This window comes from Pseudomonas sp. RIT-PI-r (assembly GCF_001297015.1).
GTDB lineage: Bacteria > Pseudomonadota > Gammaproteobacteria > Pseudomonadales > Pseudomonadaceae > Aquipseudomonas.
This window is the reverse complement of the sequence record NZ_LIGE01000022.1, coordinates 48001-68340: the sequence shown is the minus strand read 5'-3', so window position 1 is coordinate 68340 and position 20340 is coordinate 48001. Positions and strand designations below refer to the sequence as shown.

Annotated in this window: 16 protein-coding genes and 1 pseudogene; 9 read left to right on the top strand and 8 right to left on the bottom strand. The window is 59.4% G+C overall.

The window, feature by feature from the left end; translation table 11 throughout:
* The first annotated feature begins 120 nt into the window (after positions 1-120).
* Positions 121-1434, top strand: a complete 1314-nt coding sequence (locus tag AK821_RS08445; RefSeq protein WP_064389247.1) for a leucine-rich repeat-containing protein kinase family protein — start codon at positions 121-123, stop codon at positions 1432-1434.
* A 126-nt stretch (positions 1435-1560) separates the two neighbouring features.
* Here AK821_RS08445 and AK821_RS08440 read toward each other — a convergent pair whose 3' ends face one another.
* On the bottom strand, positions 1561-2265 hold the full coding sequence (locus tag AK821_RS08440) for a YebC/PmpR family DNA-binding transcriptional regulator (RefSeq protein WP_064389246.1): 705 nt from the start codon (positions 2263-2265) through the stop codon (positions 1561-1563).
* Positions 2266-2486: 221 nt separating this feature from the next.
* Here AK821_RS08440 and AK821_RS08435 point away from each other — a divergent pair, with 221 nt between their 5' ends.
* Entirely contained in the window at positions 2487-3869 is a 1383-nt protein-coding gene (locus tag AK821_RS08435) for a type VI secretion system Vgr family protein (protein ID WP_064389245.1), read from the top strand.
* A 109-nt stretch (positions 3870-3978) separates the two neighbouring features.
* Here the strand turns inward: AK821_RS08435 and AK821_RS08430 are convergent, their stop codons facing one another.
* Positions 3979-5370 (bottom strand): FAD-dependent oxidoreductase, encoded by a 1392-nt coding sequence (locus AK821_RS08430; RefSeq protein WP_064389244.1) that lies wholly within the window; start codon positions 5368-5370, stop codon positions 3979-3981.
* 72 nt (positions 5371-5442) lie between these two features.
* Entirely contained in the window at positions 5443-6768 is a 1326-nt protein-coding gene (locus AK821_RS08425; protein WP_064389243.1) for an MFS transporter, read from the bottom strand.
* A 269-nt stretch (positions 6769-7037) separates the two neighbouring features.
* Here AK821_RS08425 and AK821_RS08420 point away from each other — a divergent pair, with 269 nt between their 5' ends.
* Both AK821_RS08420 and AK821_RS29395 read left to right on the top strand, forming a co-directional pair.
* Positions 7038-7910: a LysR family transcriptional regulator gene (locus tag AK821_RS08420; RefSeq protein ID WP_064389242.1), complete on the top strand. Its 873-nt coding sequence runs from the start codon at positions 7038-7040 to the stop codon at positions 7908-7910.
* Positions 7911-8091: 181 nt separating this feature from the next.
* Positions 8092-8787 (top strand): annotated as a pseudogene (locus AK821_RS29395) (CatB-related O-acetyltransferase); the annotation flags it as partial.
* Positions 8788-8806: 19 nt separating this feature from the next.
* On the opposite strand, the gene AK821_RS08405 reads toward AK821_RS29395, so the two are convergent.
* Positions 8807-9667 carry a LysR substrate-binding domain-containing protein gene (locus tag AK821_RS08405; RefSeq protein ID WP_064389239.1) on the bottom strand — a complete coding sequence of 287 codons (861 nt, stop codon included), beginning with the start codon at positions 9665-9667 and terminating at the stop codon, positions 8807-8809.
* Positions 9668-9779: 112 nt separating this feature from the next.
* On the opposite strand from AK821_RS08405, the gene AK821_RS08400 reads away from it, so the two are divergent.
* The gene (locus tag AK821_RS08400; protein ID WP_064389238.1) at positions 9780-10889 is read left to right on the top strand and encodes a 2-aminoethylphosphonate--pyruvate transaminase; all 1110 of its coding nucleotides are present in this window, start codon (positions 9780-9782) and stop codon (positions 10887-10889) included.
* A 143-nt stretch (positions 10890-11032) separates the two neighbouring features.
* Positions 11033-11860, top strand: coding sequence for a phosphonoacetaldehyde hydrolase (gene phnX / locus AK821_RS08395; protein WP_064389237.1), 828 nt, complete (start codon positions 11033-11035; stop codon positions 11858-11860).
* Positions 11861-11980: 120 nt separating this feature from the next.
* On the opposite strand, the gene AK821_RS08390 is transcribed toward phnX, so the two are convergent.
* A complete protein-coding gene (locus tag AK821_RS08390; RefSeq protein WP_064389236.1) occupies positions 11981-12634 on the bottom strand; it encodes a hypothetical protein in 654 nt (217 codons plus the stop codon).
* 309 nt (positions 12635-12943) lie between these two features.
* On the opposite strand from AK821_RS08390, the gene AK821_RS08385 reads away from it, so the two are divergent.
* Complete coding sequence (locus AK821_RS08385; RefSeq protein WP_064389235.1) at positions 12944-13492, top strand: cytochrome b; 549 nt, start codon at positions 12944-12946, stop codon at positions 13490-13492.
* A gap of 59 nt (positions 13493-13551) precedes the next feature.
* Here AK821_RS08385 and AK821_RS08380 read toward each other — a convergent pair whose 3' ends face one another.
* Positions 13552-14457, bottom strand: coding sequence for a 1-aminocyclopropane-1-carboxylate deaminase/D-cysteine desulfhydrase (locus tag AK821_RS08380; protein WP_064389234.1), 906 nt, complete (start codon positions 14455-14457; stop codon positions 13552-13554).
* A gap of 125 nt (positions 14458-14582) precedes the next feature.
* Positions 14583-16622 (bottom strand): NADPH-dependent 2,4-dienoyl-CoA reductase, encoded by a 2040-nt coding sequence (locus tag AK821_RS08375; protein ID WP_064389233.1) that lies wholly within the window; start codon positions 16620-16622, stop codon positions 14583-14585.
* Between the two features lie 208 nt (positions 16623-16830).
* Here AK821_RS08375 and AK821_RS08370 point away from each other — a divergent pair, with 208 nt between their 5' ends.
* Entirely contained in the window at positions 16831-17961 is a 1131-nt protein-coding gene (locus AK821_RS08370) for a nitrilase-related carbon-nitrogen hydrolase (protein ID WP_064389232.1), read from the top strand.
* 3 nt (positions 17962-17964) lie between these two features.
* Positions 17965-19005: an AraC family transcriptional regulator gene (locus AK821_RS08365; RefSeq protein WP_064389231.1), complete on the top strand. Its 1041-nt coding sequence runs from the start codon at positions 17965-17967 to the stop codon at positions 19003-19005.
* Between the two features lie 397 nt (positions 19006-19402).
* Here the strand turns inward: AK821_RS08365 and AK821_RS08360 are convergent, their stop codons facing one another.
* Positions 19403-20239: a DUF2242 domain-containing protein gene (locus AK821_RS08360; protein WP_064389230.1), complete on the bottom strand. Its 837-nt coding sequence runs from the start codon at positions 20237-20239 to the stop codon at positions 19403-19405.
* Between the last annotated feature and the right edge of the window lie 101 nt (positions 20240-20340).

Genomic DNA, 20340 nt, shown 5'->3' with positions numbered 1-20340 from the left:
CCGACCCTGTGGGAGCGAGCTTGCAGCATTGCGCTCAAGCCCGGAACCCGCTTTGCCGTTATCATGTCGCCCATCCTCAGCGCCCCCGCGTTGCTCCACTGATCATTAGCGAACACCAACATGCACACCCTTGCTCAATTGCGCGCCGGCGAGTTGTCGGGCATCACGCGGCTGGACCTGTCCTGCGGACTGACCGAGTTCCCGGTCGAGATTTTCGAGCTGGCCGACACTCTGGAAATCCTCAACCTCAGCGGTAATGCCCTGAGTAGCCTGCCGGATGACTTGCACCGTTTGACCCGGATGCGCGTGCTGTTCTGCTCAGACAACCCGTTCACTGAACTGCCGGCCTGTCTCGGCCAATGCGCGGCGCTGACGATGGTCGGCTTCAGAGCCAATCGCATCGTCAACGTACCCGGCGAAGCTCTGCCGCCGCACTTGCGCTGGCTGATCCTGACCGACAACTGCATCGAAAGCCTGCCGAGGGAACTCGGTGAGCGCCCGGCCCTGCAAAAGCTCATGCTGTCCGGCAACCGCCTGCAAGCGCTGCCGCCTTCGTTGAGCAACTGCCATCGGCTTGAGTTGCTGCGCATTTCCGCCAACCACCTGACCGAACTGCCGCAGTGGCTGCTCGCGCTGCCGAGCCTGACCTGGCTAGCGTACGCCGGTAACCCGCTGGAAACCGAGGCAGACGCCGCCGCGCTGGAAGCGACGCCGCAGATTGCCTGGTCGGCGCTGCGTCTGGAGCAACGGTTGGGTGAAGGTGCCTCGGGAGTGATTTCCCGGGCGAGCTGGCAACGCGACGATGGCTCAGTGACGTCGGTGGCGGTGAAATTGTACAAAGGTGAAATGACCAGCGACGGTTCGCCGCTGCACGAAATGAACGCCTGTATCACCGCGGGCCTGCATCCCAATCTGATCCGCATCGAGGGGCGCATCAGTGGCCATCCCGACGGCCAGCAGGGATTGGTGATGCAACTGATCGATCCGTCCTTCCGTAACCTCGCCGACCTGCCAAGCCTGGCATCCTGCTCGCGGGATGTTTACGCCGAGGATTGCCGGTTCAGTGTCGAGGTGGCGCTGAACATTGCCAGAGGCATCGCCTCGGCAGCGGAGCATCTGCATCAGCAAGGGATCACCCACGGCGATCTCTATGGGCACAACATTTTGTTGAACGAGTGCGGCGATTGCCTGCTCGGGGATTTTGGCGGGGCGTCGTTCCATGCCATTGCCGACACGGCGCAAACGCGCGCGCTGCAACGTATCGAAGTACGTGCGTTCGGGATTCTGTTGGGTGAGTTGCTGGCGCGCATCGACTCGGGGTTGAGTGATCAACTGCGTACGGTGCTTGAAGAGCTGGAGCGACGTTGCTGTCAGGCGGATGTGCTGGCGCGGCCGGGGTTTGCTGAGGTCATACGGCAGCTTGAGAATCTGTGACCGCTGCGCGGTCAATCGCGAGCAGGCTCACGCCTACAGTGGACGGTGGTGATCACGAATGATGTGTTCACCTCTGGCCTGTAGGCCTTCGCCTGCTCGCGATGTGGCCATCACTGACGCAGTCGATCAGCCCGCCAGGCCAACAAACATGTCCTGCACGTCATCATGGTTGTCGAGGCCTTCGAGGAACGCTTCAACCTCAGCCATCTGCTCGTCGCTCAGGCCGCTGACCGGGTTCTTCGGCTGATAACCAAGCTTGGCCGACAATACCGTGAAACCTTGCTCCGGCAGGGATTTCTGCACCGCGTCAAGGTCAGTCGGGTCGGTCAGGAACAGCGTCGCGCCGTCTTCACCCGCTTCAAAATCCTGGGCTCCGGCTTCGATGGCAGCCATTTCCGGATCGGCGTCCGGGGTGTCCGGCGAGGCTTCGATCATGCCGACGTGGTTGAAGTCCCAGGCCACGGAGCCGGAAGCGCCCAATTGGCCCTTGCGGAACGCGACGCGGATTTCCGCTACGGTACGGTTGACGTTGTCAGTCACGCACTCGACGATCAGCGGCACCTGATGCGGGGCGAAACCTTCGTAGGTCACGCGATGGTATTGCACCGCTTCACCCAGCAGGCCTGCGCCTTTCTTGATCGCGCGATCGAGGGTTTCTTTCGGCATCGAGGCTTTCTTGGCCTGTTCGACCACCAGACGCAGGTGTGCGTTGGTGGCAGTATCGGCACCGTTGCGCGCAGCAATGGTGATTTCTTTCACCAGCTTGCCGAAGATTTTGCCCCTGGCGTTGGCTGCCGCTTCTTTGTGTTTAACCTTCCACTGTGCGCCCATTACTCACTCTCTTGATCTGTGGCGCCGAGACATCTATTGGCCGACGCGTGGCGCCAAGTTTATACGGCCTAAAGTCGGCAATCGACCAAAAAAATCGTAATGCTGAATCGACATTTTCACCAGAACGTGTAGGCCGATTCTGAAAAGCCGCTTTGACATAACCATTCAGCGCTGCGGTTTCGTACCCTCTGGGGCCATATTGCCAGACAGAGCCTGTGCGAATGCTCAATGACATGGAAAGTCCCTTCACGCTGACCCTGACCGACAGTGGGTTGCAAATGCCGGTGTTGCGTTTTCGCGGTGAGGAAGCGCTCAATCACCCCTACCGCTTCGACATTGAACTGATCGGCCTCGGCCAGGCCATGGCCCCAGCCACGCTGTTGCAGCAGCCGGCATTTCTGCATCTGAGTGACCATCACGGGATTCACGGCCGCATCGAAAGCGCCAGTTGCGAACATCGCGGCGCCCATAGAGTCGGCTATCGACTGCTGCTGGTACCCTCTCTGCAACAGCTCGCTCCAGCGCACAGGCGCCGCGTATTCGTAAACTTGAGCGTGCCGCAGATTCTCCAACGGTTACTTGAGGAAAACGCGCTGCCGATCGACAGTTACCGAATGGAGATGATCGTTGACCAATACCCCAATCGCGAGTTCTGTATCCAATATGAGGAAAGCGACCTGGCATTGCTGCAACGACTGTGCGAGGAAGAAGGCATTCATTACCACTTCGAGCATGACCTGAACGGGCATGTCGTGGTGTTCGCCGATGACAGCCTGAGTTTGCCCCAAGACACCACGCTCCTGCCGTTCAGTCTCGATGACGATGCGCCCTCGCCGTGTATCGCCACGTTGTTCCAGCGCCATGACGCGGTGCCGGTTGCGCCGCTACGCCATGTACGCGATCGCGGACACCGACACGTCAGCGAGGATGCCGCCAACCAGACTGTCATCGGCCCGACAACGGCGCTGTCAAAGCAGCATCGCTATGCCGAACAACGCAGTCGTCGCCATCTGCAGCGTCAGCGCTGTCAATATCGCTCGATCCATGGCCGTAGCAATTGCGCGGATTTGCTCAGTGGTCAATTGATTCAGGTCGCGGAGCATCCGATCAACAGTTTCAACGAACAATGGTTGATCACCGAAATGCACCATCAGGGGCAACAACCGTCGATTCTCGATCCGACACCCAGCGTTTACCGTTACCACAACGATTTCGTTGCCCTGCCCTGGTCGACGGAATTTCGCCCGGCACTCAAGCAGCCGCGACCGATGATCCCCGGCTATCACCAGGCGCGCGTACTCGGCACGCCCGGGCAGCCAGCCACCCTCGATGACCAAGGCCGAATCAACGTCAACCTGTGGCCAGGCTCAACTGTGCAGGCAGACGATGGAATATGGCTGCCGATTGCCCTGACCAACGCCAATGGGCGGATCGCAGCCCATGAACTGCCCTGTGCCGGCAGTGAGGTATGGGTGAGTTTTCTCGACAGCGATCCGGATCGACCGATCCTCTGCCTGGGCACGCAAGGCGAACTGCCGCAGCAACAAATACCGCCCACTCAAGCCTGCCCCCAGCTACTCGACTGGCTCCTCTACCGCAACTGACCCACCAGTGCAGGAGCTGCCGCAGGCTGCGATCTTTTGATCTTGTTTGTTAAAAAACCAGATCAAAAGATCGCAGCCTGCGGCAGCTCCTACACAGGGTGGTGGGTTTTCAGGCTTTGTCCGCCTTACCCGCCGCCGCGGCGAATTTTGCCAGGCGCACGTCCAGATGCCGTGGTCGGCGACCGTGGTCTTCAGCGCGCTCCTTGCGCCGGATGGCGTTGCGCACCATCAGCGAACCGAAGTAACGAATCGGTTCCGGCGGGAAGTAGCCCAGCGGGCCATTGACCAGCGGCGAGCGCGTCCACGGGTTATCCAGGCCCTGCACCAGCGACGCGAGAATCTGCCCGCCCATGTGACACGGACCGACGCCGCTACCGGAATAGCCGAAACCGTAAAACACATTGCCGCTGCTGCTCATCTGCCCGAAAAACGGCAGGCCGGTCACCGAGCGATCCGAGGGACCGTTCCAGGTCGCGTCGACTTTGACCTCGGCAAACGCCGGGAAAAAATCGGCAAGACTGCGCTGGAGCAGCCCCGCATAGGGCGACGGCTGATCGAATACCGGCAGCATCCGCCCGCCATAAGCGAACGTGTTGCCGCCCTTGCCGAGCATGATCCGGCCGTCCGGGGTGTTGTGGTAGTAGTGGACGAAAATCCGTGAATCGAGCACGGTGACGCCACTGGTCAAGCCGATTTCCTGAAGCAGTTCCGGGCGCGGTTCGGTGATCAGCATGTCGCTGGAAACGATTGCCACACTGCGTTCGAACTGCGGGAAAGCGCGGGCCATCCAGGCGTTCATCGCCAGCACTACACGGTCGGCGATCACATTGCCGTTCGCTGTCTGGATACGCGCCGGACGGCCCTCCTCCAGCCCGGTCATCGCCGTGTTTTCGTGGATTTTCACGCCCAGTTGCAACGCCACCCGGCGCAAACCGCGCACCAGTTTGCCGGGTTGCACACTCGCCGCTGCCGGCGAAAACCAGCCCTCCAGATGTTTGCCGGAGCCAGCCATGCGCTGGACATCGGCCACTGGACGCTGGCTGAACGAGTTGATGCCGTTACGCTCCAGCGCGGCGATCACCGCGTCGGTCGAGCCGACCTGCGCGCGATTGGTCGCGGTGTACAACGTGCCGTCGAGCCGGTAATCGGCATCCACGTCGTACTGCTCGCAAAACTCGCCGATGGCGTGGATGCTGCGCTCCGATTCCTTGACCAGACGTACTGCCTCCTCGACGCCGAACAAGCGCTCGAGAGTGAAATACTTGGCCGACCACGACAACGCGCAGCCACCGTTGCGCCCACTGGCGCCAGCGCCGCAGATGTCCGCTTCGATCAGTAGCACATCGATTTCGGGGTTCTGCTGTTTGAGCATGATCGCCGTCCACAAACCGGTGTAACCGCCGCCGACGATGCACACGTCAGTGCGCACTTCGCCTTGCAGCGGCGCACAGATTTCAGAAGTATCGGTCTGCAAGGCCTGCTCCAGCCAAAACGGTCTCATGGGTTTTCTCCAGTCAATTGGCCACGACACAGCCTGCCGCGAGCGCCGCAGCAGGCCGCGAGGCAAGGGGTTTCAGGAACGCAGGGGTTTGATCGTCAACGGGCAATTGGGAATGGATGCGCGCGGTTCCATCACGCCGACCGGGCGACTGTTCCAGTGTGGAATCAGCACCAGTGCCGAGAACAAGGCGCAACCGGCGAAGACAATGAACACCGTGACCGTATCGAAGTATCCGGGAAGCAAACCGCCAAGCACCGCGCCGACCGAGCCGCAGCCGTTAACGAAGCCTGCCGCCGTGGCGCCAGCCTTGGCCTTGCCGAAGTCGATGGCAGCCGCACCGCTGATCATCGAATCCGGGCCGTACAGGGTCAGGCCCATGACAAACAACAGCGCCACCACGATTATCACGCTACCGGACTGCAACGCCGCCATGAACAGCGCCAGCGTCACGGTGAGCAAGAGCAGACTGATCACGCACGCGGGCATGCGGCGGGCGCCGAACAGTTTGTCCGAGGCCAGACCGATCATGATCGGCCCGAGCAAACCGGCCAGTTCGAACGAGGTCGGAATGATTGCCGCGCCGACCTTGCCGACGCTGGGCATCTGTTCGAAAACGATCACCGGCCCCCACAACAGAATCGCGTAACGCGCCGGTTTCAACATGAAATACGCCAGGCCCAGAACCAGTACCGTGCGGTTGCGCAGGATTTCCTTCAACGGTTCCCAGACACTGAGTTTGCTGTTGGCTGCGGTTTCTTCAGCCGTGAGTTCGGGCTCCGGCTCGACTGCCGGCAAGCCGACGTCTTCCGGTTTATTGCGTTGGAAGATAAAGAACAACACCGCGACCACGGCGACCACGGCGGCACTGGAAATAAACGCCGCGTGCCAACTGCCAACGAGCGTGTATGCCCACCAACCGGCAAACGGTGACGCCACCAGACCACCAAAGGCATAGCAGGAACTCCATAACCCGAGCACCCGCCCGCGCTGTTGCGCAGGGAAGAAACTGCCAAGGTTTTTACACAACCCCGACCATCCCGTTGATTGCGCCAAACCTTGAATCAACATGCAGGTGGCGAAGATCGGCAGCGTGGCGAAACTTCCCATCACCAGCGCGGCAGCGGCGGAAATCAGCAAACCGCCGAGTACCACCACCCTTGGGCCAAAGCGGTCGGCGAGCATGCCCCAGGTGAACTGGCCGACGGCGTAAGCCGCCAGATAGATAGCATCAAGGTTGGCCATGGCCATTTTGTCGAGCATGAAGGTGGGGTCTTCGGCAATGCCGAGTTTGGCCACCGAGAAAGCTTTGCGGGTGAAGTAGAAAGCGGCGTACGCGAGCCAGGTGACAGCGAAAATCTGCACGCGCCAACGCGCAATGGTGCCGATGTGCTTGTTCATGGTGGTTCTGACCTCAGGGTGTGAGTGTGCCGGCAGAATCGTTAAGAAAAACGCCTGTGTTTTTATTGTTGAGCACTGCGATATCAGCCCGTCCCTATGGCGATACCGGTCAGATGAGTCCTGCTGTTGCACGCACAGGCTCATCGCCATCCCTGCTGCCCGTCCGGACAGTCAGCGATGGCGTGAGCGGATCAAAGCAATTACTGTTTAATAAATAAAATCGATTTATCGTATTTCACACATAAGCTCAGCTTGTTATTGGAGCAATCATGTCGGTCTCCCACGCCCAGCTCAAAGCCTTCCATGCGGTGGCCGTGCATGGAAGCTTCACCCGCGCCGCCGAGCGCCTTTTTCTCACGCAACCGGCGATATCCGACCAAGTGCGCAAACTCGAAGAGCGTTTTGGCGTTTTGCTGTTTCACCGCAATAAACGTTCCGTGCGCCTGACCGACTTGGGCGAGCGCTTGCTGGCGATCACCCAGCGCCTGTTTGTGATTGAAGCTGAAGCGCAAGAATTGTTGCAGGAATCCCAGGCCTTGCAGACCGGCAGCCTGATTCTGGCGGTGGATGCACCGGTGCATGTGTTGCCGCAGATCGCGCGGTTCTGCGAGCGCTATCCGGGTATCAGCGTAAAGATCGAGACGGGCAACACCGATGAATCGCTGTTCCGGCTATTCAACTATCAGGCGGATCTGGCACTGCTGGGGCGTGATGTCAGTGATGAGCGCTTGATGTGTGTGCCACTGCGTAACGATCCGATGGTGGCGTTCGTGTCGCGCAATCACCCATGGGCCGAGCGCGAATCGATCTGCCTTGCGGACCTCGATGACACGCCGTTGGTGTTGCGTGAGCACGGCTCGGTGACACGGCAGACCCTGGAAGAAGAAATGGCTCGCGCAGGGTTTCGCATTCGTCCGGCGATTCAGGTTGAAGGCCGCGAAGCCGCGCGCGAGGCGGTGGTGGTGGGGATTGGCGTAGGGGTGGTGTCGGCGGCGGAATTTGGTGCGGATTCGCGGGTGTGCGCCCTGCCCATTATCGACTGCACCCGGCGTTTGACCGAAACCCTGGTGTGCTTGCGTGAACAAAGCTCGCGGCGTGTGGTGGCGACGTTTCTGGAGATGGTTCGCGAGAGCCTGCAATAGCACCGAGCCTGCGACGCCATCCGTAGGACGTGGTCTTTTTCGTCGTGAAACGAATGTATCCAGTTCGACAACGTCAGCTACAATTGCGCTTCTTCACATGTGACAAGAAATTTCACAACATCATTGACCGTGACGCATCGAACCTCACACTGTTCGATGCCGGAATCCAGTACCCATCGCGATGAAAATAATAGATTCGGTTCGAGATCACTTCTGGAAAAAATGGATTCGCCAGCATGACTGCAAAGTCGCCGGCGGCATTTTTTCGTTGCACAAGCGTTCGAGGCTGATTCTTGAAGAACACGTCAGCATTGGCCATGTGGTGATCGAGTCGAAACAACTCGCCATCGGTGCGCACACTTACATCAGAAGTGATTGCGTACTGTCTGCTGTTTCCTCGATTGGCAGGTTTTGTTCAATCAGCACGCGGTGTTTTATTGGCCAGCAGAAGAGTTCTCATCCAACCGACTGGCTCAGCTCACATCCCTTTCAGTACACCGGAACGGCATTGACGTTCGACCCGGTAGTGGCTGATGTCACGATTGGCCACGACGTCTGGATTGGCCACAGCGCGATGATCCTTGAAGGTGTACAGATTGGTACCGGCGCCATTATCGCGACCCGCGCGCTGGTCACTCAGGATGTGCCGCCCTACGCGATCGTTGCCGGCACTCCGGCGAAAATCATCAAGTATCGGCATGACCCGGACACCATCGAAAAGCTACTCGCCAGCGAGTGGTGGAATGTGGATGTAAATGCTCTCCAGACACTGCCGCTGGATGATCCCGAAGCCGCTTTGATTCAGTTGCAAGGAATGCCGCTCAAACAGGCGACCTACCGGAAAATTGAAGTTTCGCGAAAAAATACGGCAGTTCTGCCAGCGACTCCGCTATTGGTCATTGCGGCGCCAATGCAAAAAATGCCTGAATCAATCGTAAATCCCGGCGTCGCTCCATGCAGCCAATCATGTGCCGGTTCACCAGCCCTTCCCCCGCAATCGGAATTGCCACCACTCGCGGGTCGTGGCTGACCTCCACCGATGACACCACGCCAACGCCCAGCTCGGCGGCCACCGCTTCGGTTACGGCTTCGCGGCTATCGAGCTCCAGCAACACACGCGGATGGATCGACGCCTGCGCACACGCCTCATCAAACGTGCGCCGGGTGATCGAACTCGGCTCGCGCAGCACCATGATCACCTGATCCAGTTCCTTGAGTTTCACTTCACCGGCACGCACCGCCCACGGATGCCCCGCCGGCACCAGTGCGCAAATCTGCGACTCGCTCAACCCCTGTAAATGCAGACCCTTGCGCGGCTCGACTTCGGTCAGCACCGCCACGTCCGCATGCTCGGACAACAACGCCGCCAAGGTTTCCTGGGCATTGCCCAAGCGCAGATTCACCGTGATCCCCGGATACCGCGCGCGCAGACTGGCGAGCATCGGCATGACCATGTGCGGGCCGTCCGCCGCCACTTCCAGGCGTCCGGTGAGCAATTGTCGATTGGCCTCGAGCAGCACCTGCGCTTCTTCCGCGAGGCCGAACATTGCCCGAGTGATCGCCGCGAGTTTGGTGCCCTCCTCGGTCAGTTCCACCCGTCGTGCAGTCCGTCGCAACAGAGTGATCTGGTAGTGCTCCTCCAGCGCCTTGATGTGCCCGGTGACCGCCGGCTGACTGATGAACAACCGCGCCGCAGCGCGGGTGAAGCTGCCTTCACGGGCGACGGCGTCGAAAGCGCGCAGCTGAAACAAGTTCATGAATAACTCTCACTGATGGCTGGCATAACGACAAACAATTTGATTGATGCAACGGCGAATTGCAACGTATGCCCCGTAGCTTCATCCCCCAGCGCAATCCGAGGACACACGAATGAGTATCGCCGAACCCATCCTGCTCACTCCCGGCCCGTTGACCACTTCGGCCCGCACCCGCCAGGCGATGATGGTCGACTGGGGGTCATGGGATGACCGCTTCAACCAACTGACTGCCAGCCTCTGCGAGCAACTGCTGGCAATCCTCAACGGCGCCGCGACTCACCACTGCGTGCCGTTGCAGGGCAGCGGCACCTTCGCCGTCGAAGCCGCCATCGGCACCTTGGTGCCGCGCGACGGTAAAGTTCTGGTGCTGATCAACGGTGCCTACGGCAAGCGTCTGGCGAAGATCTGCGAAGTACTCGGCCGTTCGTTCAGCACCTTCGAAACCGCTGAAGACGAACCGACCACCGCCGCCGACGTCGACCGCCTGCTGCGTGCCGACGGCGACATCACTCACGTCGCGTTGATCCACTGCGAAACCAGCACCGGGATTCTTAACCCTTTGGCGGGAATCGCCGAAGTCGTTGAGCAACACGGCAAACGCCTGATCATCGATGCCATGAGCTCCTTCGGCGCGTTGCCGGTGGATGCGCAGAAAGTCCCGTTCGATGCATTGATCGCCGCGTCCGGCAAATGTCTGGAAGGCGTGCCGGGGATGGGTTTTGTCTTCGCCCGCAAAGAATCGCTGGCTGCGGCTGCCGGCAATTCGCATTCGCTGGCGATGGACCTGTTCGACCAGCACGCTTACATGACGAAAACCGGTCAATGGCGCTTCACCCCGCCGACCCATGTGGTCGCGGCGCTGCACGAAGCGTTGTTGCAGTACAACGAAGAAGGTGGCCTGCCGGCGCGGCATGCACGCTATGCCGCCAACTGCCAGGCATTGATGGAAGAGATGGCCAAGCTTGGCTTGCGCAGCTTTCTGCCAGCGGCGATTCAGGCGCCCATCATCGCCACGTTCCATGCTCCGCAAGATCCGCGTTATCAGTTCAAGGACTTCTACGAACGGGTCAAGGCCAAGGGCTACATCCTTTATCCGGGCAAGCTCACTCAGGTTGAAACGTTCCGTGTCGGCTGTATCGGTCACGTCAGCCCGGACGAAATGCGCCAGGCCGTCGCGGCTGTTGGTGAAGTGCTGCGCGAAATGGAAGTCCTCGATATCTAAAACCCACACAAATCCCCTGTAGGAGTGAGCCTGCTCGCGATGAGGCCGTGTCAGTCGACGAAGATGTTGAATGATCAACCGCTATCGCGAGCAGGCTCACTCCTACAGTTTGAACTGCATTTCAAATCAGGAATTTAATTGCCATGAACTACGTCAATCCAAGCAAACTGCAAGCCGCGATCCTCGACTGGGCTGGCACCGTGGTCGATTTCGGTTCGTTCGCCCCCACGCAGATTTTTGTCGAAGCCTTCGCCGAATTCGACGTGCAAGTCTCCATCGAAGAAGCTCGCGGGCCGATGGGCATGGGCAAGTGGGATCACATCCGTACCCTGTGCGATCAGCCGCAAGTCGCCGAGCGCTATCGCAAAGTGTTCGGCCGCTCGCCGACCGATGATGATGTCACTGCAATCTACAAGCGTTTCATGCCACTGCAGATCGAGAAAATCGCCGAGCACTCGGCGCTGATTCCCGGCGCCCTGGAAACCATCGCCAAGCTGCGCCAGCAAGGGATCAAGATCGGTTCGTGCTCCGGCTATCCGAAACAGGTCATGGATAAAGTCGTCGAACTGGCCGCCACCAACGGTTACGTCGCCGACCACGTGGTCGCCACCGACGAAGTGCCGAACGGCCGCCCATGGCCGGCTCAGGCGTTGGCCAACGTGATAGCGCTGGGCATTGACGATGTCGCTGCGTGCGTGAAAATCGACGACACCGTGCCGGGCATCCTCGAAGGTCGTCGCGCCGGGATGTGGACGGTCGCGCTGATCTGCTCGGGCAACGCGCTGGGCCTCGATTACCAGGGCTTCCGGGCGCTGGGCAGCGATGAACTGGCCTCTGAACGCAAGCGTATCCACGCGCTGTTCGAAAGCTCGCGCCCACACTACATGATCGACACCATCAGCGATTTGCCGCAAGTGATTGCCGACATCAACAAACGCCTGGCGGCGGGTGAGATGCCGCAGAACGATTAAGACCGACTAAAAAAACCGCCAGCTGATAAACAGTTGGCGGTTTTTTATTGAACAACTTAAATACTCAATCGGATTCCAGGCTGTTAAACCCGAGTCATCCTAAAAATCAAACAACAACATTCACTCAACAACAAGATTGCCTTCTGCGTCATATTTCAATCCGTCCGCATAACGAATCGAACCGTCCGCCAATTGCTCGCTGCCGTCAGCCCAGACGATACGACCATCTGGAAATTCAACTGTCTCATCCGGCCAGACAATACGACCGTCCGGATGCTCTACCCTGCCGTCAGCATGCTGAATGATACCGTCCGGTCGGGTGATCTGGTTGCGCTCAGCATTGACGACGCTACCATCGATCAGTGTGGTCGACCCGTCGGGCTTGCCAATACTGCCGAGGGCGTTCACCAGATTGATCAGGGCCACTGGATCAATGTTGATGTTGAAGGTAGGCCACGGCATTGGCGGACGGACGCTTACCGGTGGGTTGGTGCCTGGCGTCACTGGCTTGACCGGTGGTTTGGTGCCCGGCGCTACTGGCTTGACTGGAGGTTTGACCGGCGGTTTCACGGGAGGCTTGACCGGTGGTTTGACCGGGGCAGGCTTGACTGGCGGCTTGACCGGAACTACCGGCGGCTTGACCACGGGTTTGGAGGGCGACGTCACTGGCGGTTTGCCGGGCACAGGTTTGGGTCGCGATATCGGTGGTTTTGCCATCGCTTTTTTTACAATGTTCTTACTCTGTTTACGATCCAGAAGAATACTGAAAGTCATCTATAAATCCTTTTATACAAAATCCTGTCATTAATGAAATCACTTCTAAACCAACCGGCTCAAAAGTAACAACTGCCCGCAACACTAACCACCCCGACCATTTCAATCAAATGCTCTACAGATTCAAAACATAAACAACAACCGGTTACATCGAAACAGATCAAACTTGCCACAGACACTAAACACGTCATAAAAGAGCAGCTAAAAAAACTTCTGATGCATTCAGGCAAAAATGCTCAAGGACGTTTACAGTTAATGCATGCCGTCGGAGAAACGGCGCACTGGAGCCTGAACCGAGAGGAACACCGTATGCCGTGGACAAGTTCAGAATCGCGCTACAGCACTGTGTCGGTGCTGCTGCACTGGCTGATGCTGGTGTTGTTGGTGCTGGTCTATGCCAGCATGGAATTGCGCGGCCTCTTTCCCAAGGGCAGTGGCGGCCGCACGCTGATCCGCGAAGTGCATTACATGCTTGGCCTGACCGTGTTCGTACTGGTGTGGTTTCGCCTGCTCGCACGTAGCCTCGGTCCGGCGCCGAAGATCTTCCCGGCTTCACCGCAATGGCAAACCGTACTGGCGCGACTGATGCACTGGGCGCTGTACCTGTTCATGATCAGCATGCCGATTCTCGGCTGGCTGATCACCAGCGCTGAAGGGCACCAGGTGATGTTTTATGGCTTTGATCTGCCGCTGCTGGTCGCAGAAAACAAAGACTTCGCCAAGCAGATAGAGCATTGGCACGTGCTGATCGCCACGATCGGTTACTGGCTGATCGGGCTGCATGCGCTGGCGGGGATCTATCACCATTATGTGGTGGGCGATAACACGCTGTTGCGGATGATGCCCAAGCGCGGTTGACTGTTGGAAGTTGCCATTGTGCCGAGTGGGTGTGCACCCCCACCCCAGGTCAGGTGCAGTCAGGAAGAAAGAGAGAACCCGCGTCGGCCCTGCAGGCCGCCGGTATGGACGAAGATCAGCCGCGTCCCCATGGCAACCCTGCCCGCTTCGACCTGTTCCTTAAGCGCCAACAATGCTTTGCCGGTGTACAGCGGTTCCAGTGGTACGCCGCTGGCCTGCTCGTTCTGCTCGATAAACTTCAGCAACGACGGATCTACCTTGGCAAAACCGCCACGGCTGGCTTCGATCAACTCGTAGCCCGCATTCGCCCTCCCTGCTGCTTGCAGGATCGACTCGATATTCGTCGCCACGCCATGATCCTGCGGCACCGCCAGTGCGCCAAACACCGGATGCGCCCCCGCCTCGGCCAGCACTAACCCCGCCAGCGTCGTGCCGGTGCCGCAGGCCAGCCACCAGCCGTGATAATCGCTCCAGCCGAGCGCGTGCAACTGCGCGTCGAGTTGCTGTTTGATCGCAGCGCAACCCAGCGCGCCGGCCAATCCCCCACCGCCCTCGGGCACCGCATACAACTGCGGATACTGTGCGTGCCAAGGCTCCCAGAACCCCGGCTCGTGTCGCGCCCGATAGCCGCCGTAACCCAACCAATGCAATTGCATGCCGAACGCTTGCAGGTCCTGCACCGTCGGAGTGTCCTGCGCATGCCCGCGCAACAGCCCGACCGTTTTAAAGCCCAGACGCTTACCCGCCGCCGCCAAGGCATGCAAGTGATTGGAATGAGCGCCACCTGGACTGATGATGCCTTCAGCACCCGCACGCTCGGCAGCGTTGAGGTGTTCAGCGAGCTTGAACCATTTATTGCCACTGATCAGCGGGTCTATCTGGTCGAGGCGCAGGATGGCCACGTCAATACCGGCGGAGCTCAACCAGTCCAGATGAAGGTGTTCGAGGGGGGCATGGGGAAACATGAGCAGAGCACGATCTGAAAAAAACACATACTAGTAGGAGCTGCCGCAGGCTGCGATCTTTTGATCTTGTCTTGAAAAAACAGAATCAAAAGATCGCAGCCTGCAGCAGCTCCTACAGAGGGTATTTACAGTTCAGCGGCCAGGCGCGAGCCTTGATTGATCGCGCGTTTGGCATCCAGCTCTGCGGCGACATCGGCGCCGCCGATGAGGTGCACGTTCTGTCCGGCTTCGACCAGACCATCATGCAGTTCACGCAGCGGATCCTGCCCCGCACAAATCACGATGTTGTCCACCGCCAGCACTTGCGGCTCGCCGGTTTCGCCGATGCGGATGTGCAGACCTTCGTCGTCAATGCTCAGGTATTCAACGCTATTGAGCATTTGCACCTGCTTGTTCTTCAAACCGGTGCGGTGAATCCAGCCAGTGGTTTTGCCCAGGCCATCGCCGACCTTGGTTTTCTTGCGCTGCAACAGGAACACTTCGCGCGCCGGCGCATGCGGAGCGGCTTTGATTCCGGCCACACCACCACGGGCTTCCAGTTGCGTATCGATGCCCCATTCTTTCCAGAACGCGGCACGGTCCTGACTGGTGGCCACGCCTTCATGGACGAGGAATTCCGACACGTCGAAACCGATACCGCCAGCGCCGATCACCGCCACGCGCTTGCCAACCGGCTTACGCTCAAGGATCACATCGATGTAGCTCAACACCTTGGCATGCTCGACGCCGGGAATCGCCGGCAGACGCGGCGCAATACCGGTGGCGAGGATGATTTCGTCGTAGCCGCCTTCAACCAGTTTCGTCACGTCGACGCGGGTGTTCAGACACACCTCGACATTCGTCGTCTGCAACTCGCGCTTGAAGTAACGCAAGGTTTCGAAAAACTCTTCCTTGCCCGGCACACGTTTGGCGATGTTGAACTGACCGCCGATCTCGCTGGCCGAGTCGAACAGAGTCACCTGATGGCCACGCTCGGCCGCCACGGTCGCAGCAGACAAACCCGCAGGGCCGGCACCGACCACGGCGATCTTCTTGATCTGCTGCACCGGCAGATAGTTGAGTTCGGTCTCGTGGCAGGCACGCGGATTGACCAGGCAACTGGTGAGCTTGCCGCCGAAGGTGTGGTCGAGCCACGCCTGGTTGCAGCCGATGCAGGTGTTGATTTCGTCCGCGCGACCTTCAGCGGCTTTGTTGACGAAGTCCGGGTCGGCCAGAAACGGCCGCGCCATCGAAACCATGTCGGCATCGCCTTCGGCAAGAATCTGCTCGGCGATTTCCGGGGTATTGATGCGGTTGGTGGTGATCAGCGGAATGTTCACCGAACCGCGCAGCTTGGCCGTGACCTTGCTGAACGCCGCACGCGGCACTTTGGTGGCGATGGTCGGAATGCGCGCCTCGTGCCAGCCGATACCGGTATTGATGATGGTCGCACCGGCCTGTTCGATGGCTTTGGCGAGGATGACGATTTCATCCCAGGTGCTGCCGCCCTCGACCAGATCGAGCATCGACAGACGGAAAATGATGATGAAGTTCGGCCCCACCGCTTCGCGTACGCGGCGGACGATTTCCACCGGCAGGCGCATGCGGTTTTCGTAGCTGCCACCCCAACGGTCGGTGCGATGGTTGGTGTGCGCGGCGAGGAACTGGTTAATGAAATAACCTTCCGACCCCATGATCTCGACGCCGTCGTACTCAGCGGTTTGCGCCAAGACCGAGCACGTAACGAAATCGCTGATCTGCTTCTCGATGCCTTCCTCGTCCAGCTCTTTGGGCTTGAACGGGTTGATCGGTGCCTGAATTGCGCTCGGTGCGACCTGTTTCGGGCTGTAGGCATAACGGCCGGCGTGAAGAATCTGCATGCAGATCTTGCCGCCCGCGTCGTGCACCGCGCGGGTGACGATACGGTGCTTGAGCGCCTCTTCTTCAGTGGTCAGTTTGGCCGCGCCGGAATACACCCCGCCCTCGTCGTTCGGGCCGATCCCGCCGGTGACCATCAGGCCGACACCACCACGGGCACGCTCGGCGAAGTACGCCGCCATGCGCTCGAAGCCGCCCGGCTTCTCTTCCAGGCCGGTGTGCATCGAGCCCATCAGCGTACGGTTGCGCAGTGTGGTGAATCCCAGGTCCAGCGGGGCCAACAGGTGCGGGTAATGAGCGGCGGTCATCGGTAACTCCACAACGAGCGATCACGGAAAAAGTGCGGGAGCTCTGCGTCCCCCGTCAGTCATGTGGCACAGACTAAGAGTCATACTGCTGCCACTCAATGACCGTAACTGACAACTTATTGATCCAAATGCGCAGCGCCCCTTGGCAACCGGCGCCATGGGCCCTAACCTAGTCGCCACACCCTGTACCCGGTTGTTGTTGGATTTCATGCGCAAACTTTTGTACCTGACGTTTTCCATGGCCCTTGTGGCTGTCCTTGCTTCCTACGCCATGTGGGCGGCAGACCGGCCGGCGGGCCATTATCTGTCGGACCTGCGCATCAAACTGGCGGTCGATGAGGGCACGCCCGCCGGCCGCGGCAACCTGCTGGGCATCCAGCCCGAACTGTTCCCCACCGACTATCAAAGCCCCGAACGCCTGCACCGCAAACTCGCGGCGTATCTGCAGCAAGCTCAGGATCAAGGCTTGTTGAACGAGAAAACCGTGGTGGTGTTGCCGGAACACATCGGAACCTGGCTGATGATCAGCGGCGAGAAAGACGAGCTGTATCAGGCGCCGACCCTCGCCGAAGCCATGAACTGGCTGGCCGCGAGCAACCCGCTGTTATTCGCGCGTGCCTGGCTCAGCGCCAAGGGCAAAAGCCGTCTCGATGACGCTCACCTGCGTATGAAATCAAAAGCCATGGCCAAGGACTATCAGGCGCTGTTCGGTGGCCTGGCCAGGGAGTTCCATGTGACGCTGGTGGCCGGTTCGATCGTCTTGCCGGAGCCGATCATCCGCGATGGTCAGCTCAAACCCGGCAGCGGCGCACTGTTCAACAGCAGCGTGGTGTTTGGCCGCGATGGCGTGCCACTGGGGCAACCGCAGCGGCAGATGCACCCGATCTTCGATCAACGCGAGGTGATCGAGGGCGAAGATCAACACGCGATCAACGTCGTCGACACCCCTGCCGGGCGTTTGGGCATCCTCATCGGCAGTGACAGTTGGTATCCGGACAATTACCGCAAACTCGACGAGCAAGCTGCGCAACTGGTGGCGGTGCCAGCGTTCGTGGTGGGCCATGGTGTGTGGAACCAACCGTGGGGCGGCTACAAAGGTTCGAGCAGACCGGGCTCGGTCAGCCTCAAACCCGGCGAAGTCAGCGAAGGTCAGGCCTGGCATCGCCTCACACTCACCGCGCAACCGCCGAGCAGTCGCGCGATTGCTGGGGTGAGTGTGTTCCTGCGCGGGCAGTTCTGGGACAAGTCGAGTTCCGGACAAAGCTTCCTCAGCAGCAACGGTCAGCAGTTCGCCGACAGCGAAGCCCGTGGTGCCCGTTTGTTGAATGTCTGGTTGTAATTCATGAAACCCCTGCCGATGCGTCTTGGCGATTTATCGGTGGGTTTCGTTCACAGCCTCGCCGACGCGGTGCGCAGTCATGCTGCCGATCCGCTGCCACTGCTTGAGCAATACGGCCTCGATGCCGCACGTCTGGCCGAAGCAGGAGCACGCCTGTCGATTCCGCGTTACATGCGCCTGGGCCACGCGGCGATCCAGCTGACCGACGACCCTGCTTTGGGGCTGCGGATGGGGCAAATGAGCCGTTTGAGCCAGGCCGGACTGGCCGGTGTCACCGCCGCGCAAGCGCCGACCGTGCGCGAAGCCGCCCGTTGCCTGATCCGTTTCGAACCACTTTACGGCTCCAACTATCGCGGGCAATCGAGCTTTCACGAAGATGCCAATGGCGCATGGCTGCGCTTCTATTCGATCAGCCCGTACAACGCCTACAACCGCTTCGTGGTGGACTCGATCATTGCCGGTTGGCTGCAGCAGTTGTCCAGCGTCAGTCGCCAAGTACTGCGCGCCGAACGCATCGAAATCGAATTCGCCGAGCCGGCTTACCGCGAGGCCTACGCTGCGCTGGGTGATTGTCCGATCCTGTTCGGCGCCGAACGCAATCAACTGCGTCTTAGCCTTCACAGCCTTGCGCAACGCAACCCCGAACACTGTCCAAGCACCTGGCGGCATCTGCTGCAATTGTGTGAACGGGAACTGGAGCAACTGACGCGCACCCGCAGCCTGCGCGAACGCATCACGCAATTGCTCGGGCCGTTGCTCAACGGCGGTCGCGAACCGGATCTGGAAGAAGTGGCGGCACGCCTGAAGCTGCCGACCTGGACATTACGGCGCAAGCTGACCGAAGAAGGCACGCAGTTTCGCGCGATCCTCAACGACACTCGCCGTGATCTGGCGATGACGTACATCCGCGATACCGAACTGGCATTCGGTGAAATCGCTTACTTGCTTGGCTTTGCTTCAGCCGAAGCCTTCCAGCGGGCATTCAAGCGCTGGACGGGGCAGACGCCCGGCGAATTTCGTCGCAGTCATCGCCAAACAGCGTAAAACAGCTACTACGAGCAGTAGCTTACAGCTCGGTAGCGTCTTCGGCCGGCTCGGGTTGATCCAGTTCAAAGGCCTGATACTCGAGCAGCTCTTCTTGATAGTCATCCATTGCGTTATCCCCCTGCTGCTCTGTTGAATGGGCCTGGGCAAATGCCCAGTGCCTCGAGCATAAACTGCCCGTATGAAGGAAAAGTGAAACCCGGCCTTCATCAATAAAACGTAGCAGGTGGTCAGGAATTTATCGCGGGACTTTTGTCCGGGGAATGTAACTAAATTTTAAGTCAGCTCCAAACGAAGCAGGAGTGAGCCTGCTCGCGATAGCGCAAGATCAGTCACATCGTTAATGACTGGTCTACCGCGATCGCGAGCAGGCTCACTCCTACAGGGTATTACTGGATTATTGGCCGGACGCTGGCATCGCCGGAATCGGCTCGGTTGGCGGTGGAATATCCGGATTGGCCGGCGGCGTAATGGTTTCGGTCGCCGGGGCAGGCTCGGCCGTTGGCGCCGGGGTGATCGGCGCAGACTCCGTTGGCGGCACAACAGGCTCCGAGCTCACTGGCGCCGCTTCTGCGGGTGCTGGCGCCGGTTCGGCAGCAGGCGCAGGGGTTGCGGCAGGCGTCGGCGTCAACGCGGCCGGCGCAGGCTTAGGCTCTGGCATCCCCAGATCGGCCTTCGGCTTCTCTTCGATATGCGCCGCCTTCTTCGCTTCAGCCGGCATGAACTGTTCGACCAGCGTAAAGAAACGCTCGTAGAACTTTTGTGCCGTCACTGTTTCGCTGGCGACCTTGACCATCGAATCGTCCGAAGAACCGATCGGCATCGACACCGAGCCCAACACGCCGACACCAAGGCTGGCGGAGTTGTTGGTTTTCTTCAGCGCATAACGATCCTGCAAGGCGTTGGCGAACATCGTGGCATGGTGCCCGGCGGTGCCGTCATCGGCGCAGACCACATTGAAGCTGATCTCCATATGGGTATCGCCGGTTTGCTGGAAACTCTTGTGGCCGCTGACGATTTTCGGATCGCTGCTGGTGATGATGTAACCCTGGCTGAGCAACGCGCGACGGGCTGCTTCGCAGCTGACCGCATCAGTCACCGGATAATTGCGCGAAAATGTACCGGAGTCATCGAAGTTCTCATGCTCGTACATCGGCTTGTCCTTCGAACAGCCGGCAACAGCGGTCAACAACAGCGCCAGCCCGAAAACACGCATGGGAGTGGAAATCAACATTGAACATCCTGAGGGAAAACAGTCCGGGGCGTATTGTGCAACAGATCGCGGCCCTGCGGCGTATGGATTAGTGTCTTAAAACAGTTACAACTCTATCGACA